We start from the raw sequence: 18579 nt of genomic DNA on the forward strand, positions 1-18579 counted from the left end.
AATACCGGAAATCCATTACGGAGGAAAAATTGCGCCCAGCCTTCATTCCCTTCTACGTTGCCAAGCCAGCAGCCGTAAAGTAATTATGTGTCAAAATGATCGGCGGGCGATCAGGAGATGTTTTATCAGGAATAAAATATTCAACATAGGCATGGTTACGTAGTACAACATTCGGCCTATTCTCTGTACGGCTCACCTTTTCGCCACCGGCTATGAATGATCCCATTTTGGATAACGTTATTGGTTTCATAGTAAATACCTTGTAAACGGTTAACGATATAATTGGCTCGGTTCTTAGGAAATATACTTTGTGTTACGGGAATAGTTAGTCACGCATTAGTAGCCTATATTGATCCGAGCCATATATACTTTGAAACTAAAGCTGAGCGTCGAGGATCACTGACAGAATAGTTGTGCCAGGTTCCTTAGAAAAATCTGGAGCCAGTTGCGCGGCAACACTTGCAAGAGAAGTCACTACAGCACCTGCCTGCTCTGCTCTGGCCAAAGCTGCTTGTTCAGTTCGAAGCGATCGGTTGCCTATGCAATCCACCGGGATGTATATATTATAACCGTCACGTAGACCACCCAGCGCAGTAAGCGTGACAGCCACTTCAGCGGTGTAACCCGATACAATGATAGTCTTTCTGTTCGTTTTCTTAATAGCATCAACAATTTCATTCACTTGGAACGGGTCTGCATTGAGTCGATAAATAGTATTTTCATTGTTCGCATAAGGTTTGAGTTCCTTGATCAACTCACCGGGCTTGCCATTGCGTGGGACTGTGAGAAAGAGCGAGGGGGCAGATATGGCATGTGCTACCTTAGCCAGACCACCTGCATTCTTAGCCAGCGCATCAGGGCTCATTGTATTACTTGTAGCAATTAAATCTGGATGTAAATCAGCAAAGATAAAAATGACATCTTTCGGATCGAGGTTGTATTTAGCGCTTGATAGCTTCGTACTTTCTGTCAATTCATGTTGTTTATTTAATGCCGAATTGACTTCCACAGCATGCGCATTTGTCAATAATGCCGATGCAACAAGAATAGCACTCAATAAGGCACCACAACGCTGAAGATAATTTTGATTATTCATATTTTTTCCATTTTACTCTAAAAATTTATGTCTATGCATCTATGATAAAATAATTAGCTTCACGTCAAAAAGCTCGACCTAAACATAATTTAATTTTTCACATTTTAATTATAACACCCTCCTAAATGCTCATGAGTTCATTTCAGTTGTGACATCATGTCACAAATGCATAATTCATTTTCTAACTGATCTAAAATGCTCCAGGATCGCGTGATAGTTGTTCCTGAGTCTGTGCATGTTAAGATCAGTTAAAATGTTTTGATGTGCATGATAATTATTACCATCACAGGTAATTACAACTACAGTGAGTTCGCTCCAGAGCTAAAGCCATGACACATTCAATCTATTTTTTATCAATAGTTTATAAGACTTTGGTCATATAGTCAGAATGTGAACAGCATTTTTCTCCTAAGCAGGTGTGTACATGAAAGACGTTTCACTAGACAGGTTAACGGGTATAATCGCCTTCGCGCGTGCTGCTTCTTTGGGAAGTTATACTGCGGCTTCAAAAGTGTTGTCCTTATCTCCCTCGGCTATCAGTAAAAGTATCCAAAGGCTCGAAGTGCGACTCGGAGTCAAATTATTCAACAGAACAACACGTTCACTTACGCTGACTACCGAAGGCCATGACCTTTATCAGAGAGCCCTAAGGCTGCTTCATGAGGCTGAAGAGATTGAGCAAGCAGCCGTTTCAGCTCGAAGCGAGCCTTCAGGTCTTATAAAAATCACCGCTCCTTATGCAATTGGAAATACACTCATTGCTTCCCATCTACCGAAATTTCATGAGCGATACGCGAATCTGAAAATCGAACTGTGTCTTAACGATAACTACACTGATTTAGTAGAAGAAGGTATCGATGTTGCCATTAGGATTGGGCCGCTCGGTGATTCAAGGCTGATAGCAAGGAAGCTCGTACCAAACACAGTATGTTTGTATTCTTCACCAGCCTATCTTAAGAAAAATGCTCCTCCACAATCCGTGGAAGAATTAAGCCACCACAGCCTCGTCAGTGTCAGAATGCCCAACTCAGGCCAGCTTCTCCGATGGCCAATGCAGGTAAGTGACAAAATAATCGAGTTTATACCTGACGCACATATTCTGGTTAATAGCACCGATGCAGCCCTCACAGTGATAAGAGAGGGGGGCGGTATAGGCATGCTCCCTACATACCTTGCTTATGACTATCACATGCGTGGTGAGCTTATCCCAGTAATGATAGGTTTTCATTCCATACGAATGGACATTATTGCCTTTTGGCCAGAATCAAGGCGGGGTAATCCTAACGTCAAAGTATTTCTCGACTTTCTTTCGGAGGTATTCCCAGAGAATGCACCGTGGAATAGTTTCTAAAACACCCTGCCACCATAATATTGGCGGGCTGGTTTCACTACCGTGCCGATGGTATATCCGAACCCAGAACCTGCTTAAAAGTCAGTTAACTATCTCAATATGCCATCCCATCTCCACAATCTTATCTCGCAAACTCTGTGAGACACGACTTTCGTTCGCAGCAAGGCATAGCAACTTCGTAGGGCGCTACATTGCAACGTAAAGGTTACGCATTTGCGCTTGCTGAGTCTTTGAAAGACTGGCGATCTTTTTAGGTGCAGTCCTTGTAATGTATTCAAGTCCTAGTGCAACATCGAACTTCTGACTTAGCCCCCCTTCTGACAGAGGAGGACTGAGATGAATTCAACCTTAAGGCACATATCTGGAGGGTACCAGCTCGGCACGAACAGCATGAGGTTCTCCGAGCGTGGCGCAAAAATGAAGGATGAACACCTATGCCGCTGTCACGGCAGACGGTTGCCCTGCTAAAACAGATTCAGGCAATTTCCGACGAATCGGTATTCACTTTTCAGAACGCACATACCCTGAACAAAGGGAAGATATCGGTCTACTCGAACGTAAGCTTATAGTATTCAGGAGTAAACTTGGTATTAATATTTTTTAGGTGTTCGTCATTTTCTGATTTTGGCAATGTATGATCTTCCTTCATTGGAGAAAAAAATAGTTTGTTCCTATCTAATAAATATTTGTCTAAGAGATATCCAGACAGCTCTTCTTTATAATCTGCTTTGTTGATGTCAGGTGCATTAAAATTTTTTATATCTTCCAATCTTGAATTTTTTTATCTTTGGTATTTGTTATATCATTACTTTCCTTAATGGATATTTTAGAGCCTACACTTAGTCCTTGGAAAAGTGTGCCATGTTCATTAATTACCCTTTTCTCTGGAGGATTTTGGTGTTGAATGGTTAGCTTGTGGTTCCCTCGGAATAACGTTATCCCAGATTTAGCGTTTTAGATTTTATTTACCTGGGATAAAATCCCTCTACTATCAATCCTGCTATTGAGTAGTGGGTTTTTATATAAATTTACGCATTGGGTTCTTATGGGGTTAATTACTCTAATCATTTATTATTATCTCTATATGGGGGTACCACAATTTTGTATGTACCCAGTCTCGATAGACTTTTTTATATTAGCGACCGATTGATTACCGATAACCAATCGGCAATTTTAGTGTTAAAATTCAACGTATAACCAGTCACTTAATCAAAGTCATACACATCATATGTTTATTTTAAAGCATATGATCAATGGTGATGTGTATTAGATGATATAGATATCAAGTCTCCATGAGTATTAAAAAAAGCGATTATTGGTATTTTTCGTTTAATAGCAGACAAACATCATATAACCAGTAGGGTAGGAACAAGAAAATGCACAAGGGAACGTGCCCGATTGAAACAACTAAGGCCATAAGTAGATTTCATGCAGCACATAATGCATGCTGTTTTAGTGTGCATCCCCCCATGCCGCATTGGATATTTTATGATTATAAAACCACTGCCATTCTGTTGCGTAATGTTGTAACTCATCCAGCGATGAAATAAGTATTACCCTATAGTCAATTTTCGTTGGCCGATACCCCCATCTTTATACAAATATTTACTGATCAGCTATAAAACATGATCGTTTTTATAGAAAAAAAAATAAAAAACCAGCCAGCCTGAACTTCACTGATAACAAATCTACATATACGAAGGAATTATTTCAAAGAAAAATTTGAAATAAATTATGAGCCTACTTATTTAACAGAAATAGCAATCCAGCTTATTAAGCTAGCCCTGAATAACCTCAAAAAACACAGTTCCGTTGTAATTTAAATAATCAATAGGAAAAACAAAATGGCAAATGTAAAATTAATAATTACTTCATCTTACCTTTTGGTCATAACAACAGTTAATGATTACAGTACTGCCTTTTTTTCATTGAGATAGGCAAAAATTCCCCGCCAGCACTAATCCCAACATAAATCAGATAAGTGTAGCGCTTTCACCCTGTATGCAAGGCTATTTAAAATAATATTGGTAGTGATGCTTAGCAGAGATCCAATTTTTCGTAGAGATTATTAATATTTAACGAGGATAAACCAAAAAGTAGTCAGTGATAAAAATCTGATGTCGGGCTAAAGGAAGGGGGAAAACAACGAAAAATTTTGGAGCGGGAAACGAGACTCGAACTCGCGACCCCGACCTTGGCAAGGTCGTGCTCTACCAACTGAGCTATTCCCGCATAGAATCGGATTTATTATCTTTTTAATTTCAGCAAAAAGTAAACCATGCTGAAATTAAAACCAATTAAACCCTGTTAAATCACGCATAACTTAATGAATTTAATAACTATTTATTAATAAAGCGATTTAACGGTCAGCATTATGTACCAATCAATTTAACGTGGCAAGCCCTTTCACTGAAAAACATCGCTACACCGTTTCAATCAGCCCTGTCGCTGTGGAGGCGAAGCCATAAGCCAGCCTCCACGATCAGGCCACCGTAGATTAAGGCGGCCTGACATTTCATTTGCTCTTGAGCATCAGGATTTTACGCTGCGTACCAAGGTTTGCTTACAAATGTGTCCAAACGTGACGTGAGTCGCATTTTCTCCTCCAACGCCGATTCCATCCTGAGAACGGAAATCAATACGCCACCCACCCACATCATAGGTTGTGCTCCAAGTATTGATATAGCCTAGGTTGTAGTCTTGGAATTGCGTGGTGTAATCCGCATGGCAGGTACCCAACTTCACCGCCCCTGAAGCATTTCCATTTGAATCCGTTGTTATCCTATGCAGATTACTTTCATCAAACAACAACTTACCATCATCTTCCCGCTGATCGAGATAAAGATCTGCATTAATATTTGGAATACCGGCACCGGTTGAATCAGCAACACGAACCCGCCAGGTAACATCTCGGTAAGCTTGTGTGGTCATAAAGCCGTAACTTGTCGGTGCCGAATACGGGATTCGCAAAACGCTACTTTCCCCCTCAACAGAGCTGGTGAATGTGGTAATTTTAGAGCCTAAAGACAATATGTAGAGTTGAGAGGCCGTCGGCAACCTTGATGGATTAGGTAACACTCTTACCAGAATTTTTTCATTTGGCTGAGAGGGGATAATTGTAACATCCTGTCCTGTATTACGAGTTATCCAGGAATTTCCACCATTGGTAGAATACGCCAGTAGCCAATTATTATTCGTTCCGCTAGTCACTCCATCAACGCGCAGTAGAACATGCTGGCCACGTACTGCGGTAAATATATAGTGATCAGCATCAGAGTCACTATCAGAATTCCCGACAATGCGATTTATTACATTCGATAAAGGAGATGCCAGAGAGGGAATATCATTTAACTCATAGGCATCAATACCCGTATTAACAATGGCTCCAAAATTAAAACTTGAACCATCTGCCACCTTGGCCTCCATAAACCAATAATAGTGCCCCGGTTGGGTTAAATTCAGCGTAGCCTCATCAGCATTTCCCTGCTGATCTGAATAATTAATTGCCGTCACATTATTCTGGCCATCGTCCCGCATCAAACTAAGAGCAATATCGGTTTCAGGGCTCATGCCTACGACAAAAGCGGTTGTTTTAGAACGCTGAGTGATTTCAAAGTGATAACAGGCACTACCTCCACTTTGCAGTCCATCCAGCGTATAGATTGAGTTTACTGCAAGAGTCGGACACAGCGGGGTGAATGAACTGTCATTGGCCAGAGCCTGACTGCTTGATAACGACTTTTTTTGTGCGCTGTTTGCATCAGCCTGCGCAGTTGATGAATTGGGAGCAATAACAACAACCCCCTCATTTTCAGCTTTGTGGAATTTATAATTACTTGCGGCATGTGCTTGTATACTATTGGGAGCATCAAATACAGAAACCGTGCCTTTCTTTTGCAGTTTCCCAATATCCTTCACTTCGACAGAAACGCTGGTCTCAGCGATCGCTGAACCCATACAGAATGCCAATCCGGCAGCCGCAAGATATAAATTTAAACGATGGTATTTCATCCCAATATTTCCTTATCTTTGAGTATTCTCAAATAGAATGCAGACTTATTATTTAATATTTAACAAATACTGAACGCTAAGCGGAGGTAGTATTACACTGACACGACGTATAATCTCAATAAAATCTTACAAAAATATTTAAAATGAAATCTTTCAAATGAGAGAATTAAATTTTTTTAAATAAATTAATTCTCTCATTAATTATTTACTAAATAATCATTTAATACTCACGATTAAAATCCACCTCGCCACGCAGCGTATTATCGGCATGGAAACGAGCAAGATTCCTCAGGAATAACCGCCCCATCGGTCCCGGCAATGTGAATAGATCCACGCTTTTGGGGCGAACGACGTCCATAATTCGTGCTGTAGAGGCCTCCGAGGATGCTATAACTTATTTATATAGCTGGTTATCCCAAGTACTATACATCGCTTTTTGACGGATCCCCCCAGCATCTCCATCGCGTGGCGCGAAACTAGCCTGATGTCTGGTGAAGAACTCGAGTCCCATATCGATAGTTTGCCCATAGCTGTCTCGATTAAGCGTTACGTTGGGTTTGAGACCGGGCCGAATATTAAATTCTGCAATCTGAGCATCTGCCAATTGATTGGCTAGCGTAACCATTCCCTCAGAATCATTCAGCGCCTTTTCCAGACGATTAATTTGTTCCCGGTTCAACCCGTCAGTTTGCGTCACAAACAACGTTCCGTCTTTATTTACACTAAATCCGAAAAATGCCCCCTGCAAATCAGGATGTTCTTCAGCAAGTTGATCGAGAAACGACACATAGGTTTTATTCATCTGATCTTGTATAGCAAGACGATGGGCGAGCGCCTTATCGGACTCACGATAATGTTCAGCAATAAACTTCTCGATATTAATCGCTACAGATTCTGCTTGGCTGGTTTGTTCTTCCCCACTAAGACGATCAGCTTGGCCAACCCTAGCGCCTTCAGCAGTTCTTAGCTGCTCAGATACCATATCGCTGACCTTCTGCTTTGCGGTATATTCCTGAAATTTAGTGAGGGCCTCCTGACTTATCTCTACAACCTGACGCTCAATGTTGTCCCCAGTTAACACGGCTTTACTCTTCGCGACATTAGGTTGTTCAGTCTGGTTATTCACCGTTCGACTATTTTGCCCTGAATATTCCACTGTGTGCGATCCAAATGTAGAAATACTATTCATAATACCATTTGCTCCTGTGTGTCATGATGTTACGCCGTGCGACAAGGTTTCCCTGCAAATGTGCTCAAATGTGACATGAGTAGCGCTTTTTTCTTCTACACCAATATCTTCCTGAGCAGGGACACCAGTACACAGTAAAATATGCTAACCACATAGTAGAGTGTATGCGTAGTGAGCATCAGAACAGCTATCAGAGCCGCCACGAATTCGATTAAAGCTATCCGCCAACCGCCGAATATGGATCTGAACCGCGATAGGTTATCTCAATACCCTCTTACCGCTGAATCATCCGAATAAGGTGCTTTTCCCTGAATGCAAGGTTTGGAACTTGCTAAACTAGGGCTGCTTTACTCTGCCCTAATTTAGCTTTAACGGTTATTTCCCAGAATTCTTTATAATAGAATTAATGTGAAACTATTTTTAATTAAATTAATACTAATGATATATTCAATATTCGCGATTAAAATCCACCTCGCCACGCAGCGTATTATCGGCATGGAAACGAACAAGATTCTCCAGGAATAATCGTCCCATCAGTCCTGGCACCATCGGCCCAGCAATGTGTGCCGTCAACGTCAGATTCGGCGTTTTCCAGAACGGATGGCTGTACGGTAACGGCTCTTGCCTGAATACATCCAGCACCGCTCCCGCAATTTGCGCATCACATAATGCCGCCCGCAAATCATCATCCACCACGGCACTACCGCGCCCAACATTGATAAACAGCGCCGAAGGCTTCAGGGCGGCAAACAGACTGGCATCATAGATATCGGTGGTTGCCGAGGTGTCTGGCAGAAGATTGATCACATAATCGGCCTCCGGCACCGCAGAAGGCAGTTCCGCTAAACTCATGATCCGTTTAAAATCAGGCCGCTGCCTTGGCGTACTGACGATACCGTATAGCTCAACACCAAAAGGCCGTAAAAAGCCAGCAACCTCACAGCCGATCTCTCCCGCACCGACAATCAGCACGTTTTTATCCGCCAGCGATCCCGGTAAACGGTGATCCCAGCGCCGCTCTTCCTGACTGATTTGTCGTTCCCCCAGACGCAGCTCATGCCTGAGCATGTAGGCAATCACATATTCGGCTATCGGCTGCCCAAACACGCCAACGGCGCGGCTTAAGCGGTAATCTCGCGGTAGCCCATCGGCCAACAGCGGTTTGAACCCTGCCCAGGTAGACTGTAGCCACTGTGGTTTGGCTCCCTGAGCCAGCAATGCGGCGGCGGTATCAGGCTCACCCAGCCAAATCGGACAGCTCACGGCCTGCTCTGCCGTACCGTTTGAGAGCACCAGCTCAAGCTCCGGCGCAGCATGATGTAAGACAGAGCCAATCTCATCGGCACGCGAGTCCAGTAGCAGAATAGCGGTCATAAGCACGTTCCTTAAATAGGGTAAAGCACCTTCGGCCTCACCCTAATTATTGTCGTCATTCCGTTTAGGGTTAGGCAGAAGCCTGAATAAGCGACGTCAATAACGCGCCGCGCTTCGCTTCCGATTTTTTCACCAACACTGCAAGTTTCTTAGTATTGCCCCAAATGAGATACAAAATATGTTCTATCACGGCGGGTTCTCGCATCCGAACTTCTTCGGCCAGTTGTTCGAACAGCGCGTCATCCTCTAGCGCAGGCAACATATTCAGCTTTAACCTTTCCGTCGCATGGCTCAGGCAAGCAACCAAAGTCGCCACGTTCTGTACCATCACACCATGCTTATCGAAAAATGCACGAATGAAGGCATCTTGTACTGATTGGTGTTCGTCATCCACGCTTTCCATATACGCTTTTACGAGTGGGAAATAGCCCGTATCGGTCAGACCCAGCCCGAATACCGCATAGCTTCCCGGCATGCAGCACTTTTCGCCTTCCGAATCCGCATACCATTCAAATTCCTCAATCGCGATACGCGCATAATCCTCAAGAAGCGGATAGTTCGATGCATATTGCAACGCGTTAGCAAAAAAGCGGTGGGTATCCGATTTTGCCAGCCCCTTGATAGGAAGATACTGTCGCGCCGACGATTTCAGAACGATCTTGTAGCTCTTTGGAAAACCGAGCGTCAGTAAGCGCGTAATGAAAAGCAGCGCCTGCTCATACGCTTCGGCGCTTTCCTTACGAATACGTACCGTGATGGTCGAAAACACATCATTCGCCACGCATTCGACCGATTCGTTCTTCAGGTTAATCTGCGCGTTCTCAAACGCACCACTTCCCTCTTCCATGATGCTTAGCGCACGCGGGTAGCCCAACTGCTTCGCGATACCCAGGTATTCCAGCGCCTGAGACTTACTATAGGAAGGCTCATAACGCAGGATCATAACTGCCGCATAGAGAACTAATTCAACGGGGTGCAGCGTTTGTGGATCCGGCAAATCCAATGCAATACCGGGCTTGAGGGAATGGGTTTCTGGTTCGAAAAAGTGTTCAGGCTGGAACACGTCGCAGTAGCGCAACAGAAATTGCTGATCGACCCACGTTCTTAACGCACGGATAATCGTGCGCCTATGCTCCAACAGTGTCTCTTGCCCTGCGTTTTGCTGCTGAATTCGTTCAAGCTGAGCCATGATCCAGCGGATATCCAGCGAGGGAAAGAGATGCACATCAAGCAAATGACGAGCCAGAAAGAACGTTTGCAGCGGCTCAGTCGGCGCATTACCACGGGTAAGATGCTGTTCGATATAGTCGTGAATAGACTCAAGTAGCCGCTGTTTTTTCACGTAGTTAGTGAACGTAAACAGCGTAGTCAGCAGCCGGCCTTCGGCTGCTGGGAATACGGCTCGAAAGCAAAACCGATAGTCAATCACCGCAGTCTCTGCCAGTTTCTCAACACGCTGCGCGATAGCCTGAGTCAGCACAGGAACGATATTTTCCTGTATCTGCGCGACGCTTAATGCCCCTTTTCGGCTACCGATCGATAGTCCGTCAGCATCACGCTTCGACTTAGCGGATATTGACGTCCGCCCGGGCGCATAATCCAGTATCACATCGTTATGGATGCCTGCCTGCAGCGTTGTTCGCAATACGACCTTATCGACATCGACTCTTTTCTCCAGCGCATCAAACCATTCGCTGATTATCGCCAGCACTTCATCCTGCATAGGTCGTTCATGTGGTAGTGATCCCCCAGCCTCGTTCGAGTGCCTCTCCGTCATTTTTCTCTTTTTCCTTGTTTATCGCAGATGAAATTTTGCCCCAGAAAACAGCATTGATGATGTTGACCAACCGCCAAAAGGTAGCACGAATCGCGCTATTTTTTGCCTTTCTCGTCATTCCGTAGCAGTGAAATGTAGCGAACATAGCAGGAGGGCGAAATCAGGATAAATGCTTATCTTAAACTGTCTTTTCGCTGTGATAGAGAAGGAAAATCAACGCATTGGCATAAAGACATGACGATAAATAGTACCGCATTCACGCGTCGTTGGTGACAGGAAATCACGATGGTGTGGTTTTTCTCATGATGCAAAGAAGGCGTGATCAATCACGTCATGACAGCCCCACAGCACGGGGAAATCCGTGCTGTGGGACATAGGCCAATCAGGCGTTCAGCGTGGCGTTATCAATGACGAAGCGGTATTTCACATCACCCTTGAGCATCCGCTCGTAGGCCCCATTGATTTCGTCGGCGCGAATAAGCTCAATATCGGAAACAATCCCGTGCTCAGCACAGAAATCCAGCATTTCCTGCGTTTCAGGAATGCCACCGATCATCGATCCCGCCACCGTACGGCGTTTCATGATCAGGTTGAACACGTTCGGAGAAGGATGCGGCGACGCAGGCGCACCGACCAGCGTTAGTGCGCCATCGCGCTTCAGCAGAACCAGAAACGCATCCAGATCGTGCGGCGCAGCAACGGTATTCAGGATTAAATCGAAGCTGCCCGCGTGCGCTGCCATTTCTTCGGCGTTACGAGACACCACGACTTCATTTGCCCCCAGCGCCTTCGCATCTTCACGTTTGGATTCAGACGTGGTGAACGCCACAACATAAGCGCCCATGGCATGCGCCAGTTTGATCCCCATGTGGCCAAGCCCGCCGATACCCACAACGCCGACCTTCTTACCCGGCCCAGCATTCCAGTGGCGCAGCGGGGAATAGGTGGTAATTCCCGCACACAGCAGCGGCGCGACCGCAGCCAGTTCCGCCTCGGAATGACGGACGCGCAGCACATAACGCTCATGCACGACGATCTGCTGGGAGTAGCCGCCAAGCGTCCAGCCGGGCTCATCCGACGTCGGGCCATTATAGGTGAGAACCATACCATCACAGTAGTTCTCTAAACCATCATCGCAATCCTGACACTGCTTACAGCTGTCTACAATGCAGCCGATACCAACAAGATCGCCCGCCTTAAAGGCAGAGACATGTGCCCCAACGGCAGACACTCGCCCGACGATTTCATGGCCGGGAACGCAGGGAAACTGTGTTCCCGCCCATTCAGCACGCACCTGATGCAGGTCCGAATGGCAAATACCGCAGTACGCGATCTCAATCTGAACATCGTGGGCACCCGGCGTACGTCGGACGATCTGTAACGGCTCAAGAGGTTTGTCGCCCGCATGGGCCCCATACGCGTGTACAAGCATGGCTATTTCCTTTTATGTTGAGAAACCGATCATGTTAAAAAATCGACTATTTTCCTAAATCCCTCAGCAGATAGGTATAGCATTCCGATGGTTTTCTTGCCTGTTCCAATGAATCTCACCTCATCAGAGGGTAATTTTGGTCAATGCCAGAGACGCGCCTAACGCAATCAGGGCAACACCGATACCTTTATCGACCCAATGTTGACGATCGATCAGTCGGCGACGCATGGCCGGTGCAGCAAAAAACAGCGCAACAATACTGAACCAGACCCAGTGCGCCACCGACATGAATAACCCATAGCCAAAATTATGGCTCATTGGGCTACCGGGCTGTACGACCTGAGTATAGGTAGCGACGACAAACAGCATGGTTTTTGGGTTAAGCGCATTGGTGAGAAAGCCCATGCAAAACGCGGCAAGCGATGACGGTGCATTACCGGACGCTTCTTCTAATGTTATTTTTATCTTATTGGTTAATGATTTATATCCCAGATAAATCAGATATGACGCTCCCAGAATCTTCATCGCCATAAATATCATCGGAGAGTTAACAATGAATACCGCGATGCCAAAAACGGTATACATCACATGGATCTGGACGCCGCAGGCAATACCAAACGCACTGAGTAAACCGGCACGCGAACCAAAGGCATAGCTATTGCGGGTCACCATAGCAAAATCAGGTCCCGGACTGATCACCGCCAAAATGGTGATCGTCGCGACAGCAATTAACTCATTCATTAACGTTTTCCTTGTTCGGCAAGCCATCACTTTCACGATGATTCTGCACAGATGGGTAACAGATAGGCTAAAAGAGGAATGCAAAAATCACTGACGCAATACGACTAGCAAAGGTGCGATCCCCACGATATTTCCTCACTATTTAGGCTATTAGGCTTTTTTCACCTGAGGAAAGTGTGATTATTCAGCGTTTGCATGTGGCAAAAAAGCGATTTATCTTGGTATAAATCTGTCAAATTTCATCGTGTATATGAAAATTCCTTCGTTAGCCTCTTTTCGCTTCTTTGAAGCGGCCGCACAAACCGGTAGCTTTGTTAAAGCCGCCGAGTCCCTGCATGTCACGCATGGTGCTGTCAGCAGGCAGATCAGATTGCTGGAAGATGCGCTGGGGGTTGAGCTATTTGAACGACGCAACCGAGCGATCTTTTTAAACGCAGCGGGCCGTTCTTTGCATACGGTCACGCAGTCCGTTTTTGAACAGCTTGAAGGCGCAGTTTATCGGCTACAGCAAAGTGCACAGGATGACGTGCTGACGCTGTCATGCGAGCCTACGATTGCCATGAAATGGCTGATCCCACGGCTACCGGCTTTTAATCAGGCGCATCCCGATATCAAACTTCATCTGGTGGCCGCGGGTGGGCCGATTGATTTTGTGCGTAGCGGCGTTGACCTCGCGCTGCGGCGTGACGATTTTCACTGGGAGCCGCAAACGCATGCGGTAAAGGTATGTGACGAATGGATAGGGCCAGTAAGCCGTGACAAAACCGAGTGCAAAAACAGTCTGGAAGGGATGCGTTTGCTCTATACCGGAACGCGACCGAAAGCGTGGGCAACTTGGCAGCGGCAGACGCATGTGTCACTCAAAGGCAGCACCAGAGCGGACTATGAGCACTTTTATCTGTGTATTCAGGCCGCCGTCTCGGGATTAGGCATAGCAATGGCATCTTTCCTGATGGTGCAAGACGAGACAGCAAACGGGCAGTTGCATGCACCGTATGGATTTGCGCGGGATGGGTCTGCCTATTATCTGTTATCGCCCATCCCCCTTGAGCAAAATGAAAAGTATGTACGATTTCATACCTGGCTAATGCAGGAAGTTTCCACCGGCCTTTCCGGGGTCGAGAATGCTTGTTAAACCCGCACAGGAAGTACAATGACAGCACATTCCCGTGAATCCAATTTCACGACACTGAACATGATTATCGCCGCCTCACTCGTGGGGTTGGTGACAGGGTACACGCTACCGCTGATCAGCCTGAAACTGGCAGAGCACGGACACAGCACGGCGACGCTTGGTATTCTGGCAGCTCTTCCGGCGGCGGGGATGATGCTATCCTCATTCGTTACACCGTGGCTCAGCCGCCACCTGCACGTTAGCTATCTGTTATCCGGCAGCCTGATTATTCTGGCAGCCTCAACCGTTGCCTCATTCCTGCTGTCACACCCCGTATCACTCATTTTACCTCGCCTGTTAACCGGGCTGGCCTCGGGGGTTTTGGTGGTGCTGGGAGAAACCTGGGTCACCAGCCGGGCTTCTGACAAACACAAAGCGACGCTGACGGGGCTGTATGCTTCCGTTTTCACAGGATGTCAGTTGATAGGGCCGTTGCTTATTGCCGCTGGGGAGCATATTCAAATCTATGCGCTATGGCTGATTTGTGGCATATCCGCTGCGTGTGCATTCATGTTGAGGAACTGCACCAGTATGGTTCGAGCGGATGAACAGTCCTCGACGTCTTATCGAGATCTTATCCCTTTTCTCCCAGCAATCGCCTCTGGTGTGCTCTGCTTCTCCTTCTTCGATGCCAGCATACTTGCGCTCTTTCCGCTTTACGGCATAGAACAAGGCTTAGACGAAAAATCCGCGATATTACTGGTCACACTCATTTTTCTGGGCGATGCCGTATTTCAGACGCCGATTGGCTGGCTGGCAGACAAATGCGGCATCATCAAAACCCACATCAGCTGCGGCGTCCTGTTCTGTGTGATGCTGGTATTGATCACGTTCTCATTCTCCTCCCCTGCACTTCTGGTTCCCGTCTGTATCGTACTGGGCGCAGCGGCAGGCGGGCTTTACACGCTGTCTCTGGTGCGGGCGGGTCAGAAATTTGCTGGTCAGCGACTGATTGTGATGAATTCACTTCTGGGGCTGGTGTGGTCTGCGGGCAGTATCAGCGGGCCGCTGTTCTCTGGTGCAGCCATCATGTTTTACGGTTACGACGGCCTCATCGTCACCTTGCTGCTAATCGGCGTGCTGTTTGTTGGCATACAGGGCGTATTAAGAAAAGAACGCGTATCGCGTTCGCTGGGTGAAGAGTGAATGTCGTCACGTTCTCACCCTATCGAGTACTCCGATACCTTGAAGGACATTCAAACAGGAATAGTTATGCCAATCATACACACGGAAGAGTCGGCCAATCCCTCCGTGGCTGTCAATCCCGCTATGCACCCGTTGCTGGCGGAGCATTCTCCGCAGCGACAACATCTCGTAAATACGTTGCTCTCGGCTGACGGCATCGCCCCCCTCGCCGAGGCCGTGGCACGCACCTTGCGCAGTAGTATCGATTTCTATCATGGTGCAGAAGACGACCACACTGCGCTGGGCAATCATCGGCTGGGCGGCCTGCCGGATTTACCTGTCGATATCCCCTACCCTTGCGTCAGCACCACCGAAGACACCTTGCTCGAATACGAGGAGTGCTGGCAAGAAGGTGAAGACGAAAAAGATGTGTGCATTTTCCCTTGGGACGACGTTACGCAGACCTATCGTGTACCGTTGGAATTTATTGCACAGGTAGACTGCCGCGCTTTGGCACCATTGCAAGATTACTTACCGCGCGAAGGCACATTATTCTTCTTTCTGGAATGTGGAAGCAGCCCTTTAACGACCAGAGGCAAGGTAATTTATGTGCAGGATGTCGCAAGCCTGTGTAGCGGCACGCGCTTTGCCGATCTTGCTTTCAATGATGAGAAGACGCTCGGGCAAAAGCCCGCCTTTACACTGCATCCCAGAGCCAGCGTCACCGTACCCAGTTTTTACGCATTGCGTCAAAATCCCCATCTTGGCTCGATACTCTGCTCGCGCCTGAGTCTGGAACAACAGGCGGCGCTGGACGATGATGAATACGACGATACGTTATCCCATCTCGGCTTCGCACAATATTACGCCTGGCAGTTACGGCAACTGGGCGCATTCAATCTGTTGCCTGATAGTAAAGTGACTAAAGAGCAACTCGCCTGGATGATCGAAAAGGACATGCTACCATCGAACTTTCCGCTTGATGCTCCATTGCCTGAATATCAGGGGATTGCCCGAGTCAACGGCTGTGGCTTCAGCCAGCATGAATTACCAGAATTGCAGGCAGCACAGACGTTAGGCGGCGAGGCACAGGACTGGCTGGTGCTGTTTCAGGTCTGTCTGGATGGACAATTTCAGTGGGATGACGGCACGCTGAATTTCATCATCCATCGCACCGACCTCGCAGCCCTACGCTTTGACAAGGTATTCATGGTCTGCGATTACTGAGAATTTGCGCTGATTAGCAGGTAAGTACGACGACAACCCACTGCTGGCTAATGATGGTGATTGTCGTCGATATTGCGTGGTACAGGCTCAAGACCTGGCGCTGATCTGCGTGAAGACATCTTGTAGTGTTGCAGCCTCATAGGTTGGCGCGATGTCCGAATCGTTGGCGGCCCCACCTGCATTGAACCAGCAGCTGTCTATGCCGTACAGGTTCGCCCCAAGAATATCGGCATCGAGCCTGTCGCCTACAATGACCGCCTCGGCTTTTTTGAACGAGCTGAATTTGCTGGCGGAGAACTCGAAGAAACGCGCATCCGGCTTGGCGAAGCCGCAAGCTTCAGAGGTAGCGACAAACGAGAGCCAATCTGCCAGACCCGAGTTCGCCACTCGCTTCGCCTGCACATACTCAATGCCGTTGGTAATAATGCCAACTTCACCGATCTCGGCAAGCGCTTCACAGATCTGAACCGCCCCATCCACCAACACCACCGTCTCAGGCAGGCACTCCAGATAGAGGTTGCTCGCTTTGTGGGGATCGATATCGATGCCATGAAGGGAAAACGTGCGGCGGAATCGTTCTACTTTCAGGAGATCCTTGGAGATTTCCCCCTTTTCAAACTCGCTCCATAGCTGGGAATTCTCGCGCTGATAATCTGCGAACAGGGTCGTATTTTCAATATCGACACCAAGGTTCGTCAGCGTACGCGCGAACGAAAGACGCTCGGAGGCTTTGAAGTCCAACAGCGTGTCGTCAAGGTCAAACAGGAAATGGCGGTATTTCATAAGTGTTGGTTACTCTGCATCAAGGAATCGCTTCTGACAGGGATAGACTGCGCTGGCTTAGCCGCTGTCAGCGCGCGGTTAACCCCCAGAAGCACGACGAGGAATGATAGCGTCAATAGCCCGATCATCACCCACGGAAACGCGCCCGGGCCTGCGCCGCTGAGGAGCAATCCTCCGATGACGCCCCCTAAGGCCACAGCGGTGTTCCACGATGTAGTCGACATCGATTGTGCGACGTCCACGGCATCAGAGGAAAGGTGAGTCATTGCCGTTTGCGTGACGACGGAGAATCCCCCAAAGGAGATGCCCCACATAAAGACTGCCAGAATCAGAATGGCCTGTACATCGGACCAAAGGCCCAGAAGGAGCGTCGCAGCAGCGAATAATAACACCTCGGCAGGGCCGAGACGCTTGAGATTCCCATCGACGATAATCCCTGACAGCACGAGGCCAAACACCGCACCCGCCCCGAAAATGAACAGCACGCCGTTGAGCCAGTCCCCCATGGCGGAAGCCACGAGGAAAGGCTCGATGTAAATATACAGAATGTTGTGCGTGACGATGTAGGTGAGGATCAGCGCAAGCGTCGCCCCGACGCCACGCTTGGCGGCAACCTGAGGCAGCGATAGCCGTTTATCAGCCGATTCACCCGGAAAATCGGGAGCAAAGAGCGCGATCCAGACGACAAGGAGTACCGCGATAACCGACACGAGCCCAAAGGCGCCCTGCCAGCCAATCGCCGAGCCGAGAAGGCCGCCAATCGGTACGCCGAGGACCAGCGCAGCCGTAGAACCCGCACCGACAATCGCGATTGCACGCCCGAGTAACCACCTGGGAACCATACGGGAGGCGTACCCGGCCAGCATCGACCAGACCACACCACCGAACAGACCAGCGACAAAGCGGGCAGCCAGTGATAAAGCGTAGTTGTCTGAAAAGGCGGTCACCGCATTCACGACGGCAAATCCGCTAATCGCGACGAGCAGCAGAGGTTTACGTCGCATGCCGCGCGTCAGCGCCGTAGCGGGGATCGCAGATAACAGCGCCCCCAGAGCAAACGCAGTGATGAACTGGCCGGCCAGACTTTCAGAGACATCAAGACCCGTCGCGATCGCACTGAGGAGCCCTGCCGGCATAATCTCAGTCAGTAAGGTCAGAAACGCGGCTGTCGCAAGTGCGAGGAGCTTTAACACGGGGAGAGACGGGGTTTGGATTCGATTTGCACTCAAAATAATTATTTACCTGTAACGCTGGCCTGTCGTAACACACGGAATTTTGCCACCTGAACAGAGATGATAT

The 18579-nt window shown here is 47.7% G+C and carries 14 protein-coding genes, 1 tRNA gene and 1 pseudogene; 5 read left to right on the forward strand and 11 right to left on the reverse strand.

The window, feature by feature from the left end:
• Positions 1-52: 52 nt before the first annotated feature.
• Complete coding sequence (locus K7X24_RS18945) at positions 53-250, reverse strand: hypothetical protein (RefSeq protein WP_224557349.1); 198 nt, start codon at positions 248-250, stop codon at positions 53-55.
• A gap of 126 nt (positions 251-376) precedes the next feature.
• Positions 377-1096: an isochorismatase family protein gene (locus tag K7X24_RS18950; protein ID WP_224557372.1), complete on the reverse strand. Its 720-nt coding sequence runs from the start codon at positions 1094-1096 to the stop codon at positions 377-379.
• Positions 1097-1520: 424 nt separating this feature from the next.
• Here K7X24_RS18950 and K7X24_RS18955 point away from each other — a divergent pair, with 424 nt between their 5' ends.
• The gene (locus tag K7X24_RS18955) at positions 1521-2447 is read left to right on the forward strand and encodes a LysR family transcriptional regulator (protein WP_224557395.1); all 927 of its coding nucleotides are present in this window, start codon (positions 1521-1523) and stop codon (positions 2445-2447) included.
• Positions 2448-2782: 335 nt separating this feature from the next.
• Positions 2783-2980: pseudogene (locus K7X24_RS18960) on the forward strand (integrase); the annotation flags it as partial.
• 1623 nt (positions 2981-4603) lie between these two features.
• On the opposite strand, the gene K7X24_RS18970 reads toward K7X24_RS18960, so the two are convergent.
• From K7X24_RS18970 to K7X24_RS19000, 7 genes are all read right to left on the reverse strand, one after another.
• A tRNA-Gly gene (locus K7X24_RS18970) sits at positions 4604-4679 on the reverse strand.
• A 300-nt stretch (positions 4680-4979) separates the two neighbouring features.
• Complete coding sequence (locus K7X24_RS18975) at positions 4980-6458, reverse strand: hypothetical protein (protein WP_224557398.1); 1479 nt, start codon at positions 6456-6458, stop codon at positions 4980-4982.
• Positions 6459-6852: 394 nt separating this feature from the next.
• Positions 6853-7647 (reverse strand): hypothetical protein, encoded by a 795-nt coding sequence (locus K7X24_RS18980; protein WP_224557402.1) that lies wholly within the window; start codon positions 7645-7647, stop codon positions 6853-6855.
• Positions 7648-8094: 447 nt separating this feature from the next.
• Positions 8095-9021 carry a D-2-hydroxyacid dehydrogenase gene (locus K7X24_RS18985; RefSeq protein ID WP_224557405.1) on the reverse strand — a complete coding sequence of 309 codons (927 nt, stop codon included), beginning with the start codon at positions 9019-9021 and terminating at the stop codon, positions 8095-8097.
• 70 nt (positions 9022-9091) lie between these two features.
• Positions 9092-10798 carry a DUF6138 family protein gene (locus K7X24_RS18990; RefSeq protein ID WP_318013150.1) on the reverse strand — a complete coding sequence of 569 codons (1707 nt, stop codon included), beginning with the start codon at positions 10796-10798 and terminating at the stop codon, positions 9092-9094.
• Positions 10799-11180: 382 nt separating this feature from the next.
• Positions 11181-12230 (reverse strand): NAD(P)-dependent alcohol dehydrogenase, encoded by a 1050-nt coding sequence (locus K7X24_RS18995; RefSeq protein ID WP_224557455.1) that lies wholly within the window; start codon positions 12228-12230, stop codon positions 11181-11183.
• Positions 12231-12353: 123 nt separating this feature from the next.
• Positions 12354-12971 (reverse strand): LysE family translocator, encoded by a 618-nt coding sequence (locus K7X24_RS19000; protein WP_224557459.1) that lies wholly within the window; start codon positions 12969-12971, stop codon positions 12354-12356.
• Positions 12972-13221: 250 nt separating this feature from the next.
• Between K7X24_RS19000 and K7X24_RS19005 the strand changes: the two genes are divergently transcribed.
• The 3 genes from K7X24_RS19005 (at position 13222) to K7X24_RS19015 (ending at position 16497) form a co-directional block, all read left to right on the forward strand.
• Positions 13222-14106: a LysR substrate-binding domain-containing protein gene (locus K7X24_RS19005; RefSeq protein ID WP_224557468.1), complete on the forward strand. Its 885-nt coding sequence runs from the start codon at positions 13222-13224 to the stop codon at positions 14104-14106.
• Positions 14107-14124: 18 nt separating this feature from the next.
• The gene (locus K7X24_RS19010) at positions 14125-15291 is read left to right on the forward strand and encodes an MFS transporter (RefSeq protein WP_224557469.1); all 1167 of its coding nucleotides are present in this window, start codon (positions 14125-14127) and stop codon (positions 15289-15291) included.
• Positions 15292-15357: 66 nt separating this feature from the next.
• The gene (locus tag K7X24_RS19015; protein WP_224557470.1) at positions 15358-16497 is read left to right on the forward strand and encodes a DUF1963 domain-containing protein; all 1140 of its coding nucleotides are present in this window, start codon (positions 15358-15360) and stop codon (positions 16495-16497) included.
• Positions 16498-16584: 87 nt separating this feature from the next.
• On the opposite strand, the gene K7X24_RS19020 is transcribed toward K7X24_RS19015, so the two are convergent.
• Positions 16585-17280, reverse strand: coding sequence for a YjjG family noncanonical pyrimidine nucleotidase (locus tag K7X24_RS19020; RefSeq protein ID WP_224557480.1), 696 nt, complete (start codon positions 17278-17280; stop codon positions 16585-16587).
• Positions 17277-18509: an MFS transporter gene (locus K7X24_RS19025; protein ID WP_224557483.1), complete on the reverse strand. Its 1233-nt coding sequence runs from the start codon at positions 18507-18509 to the stop codon at positions 17277-17279. The genes K7X24_RS19020 and K7X24_RS19025 overlap by 4 nt, the downstream gene beginning before the upstream one ends.
• Positions 18510-18579 lie beyond the last annotated feature (70 nt).

This window comes from Pectobacterium versatile (assembly GCF_020166435.1).
In the GTDB taxonomy this organism is placed as follows: domain Bacteria; phylum Pseudomonadota; class Gammaproteobacteria; order Enterobacterales; family Enterobacteriaceae; genus Pectobacterium; species Pectobacterium versatile.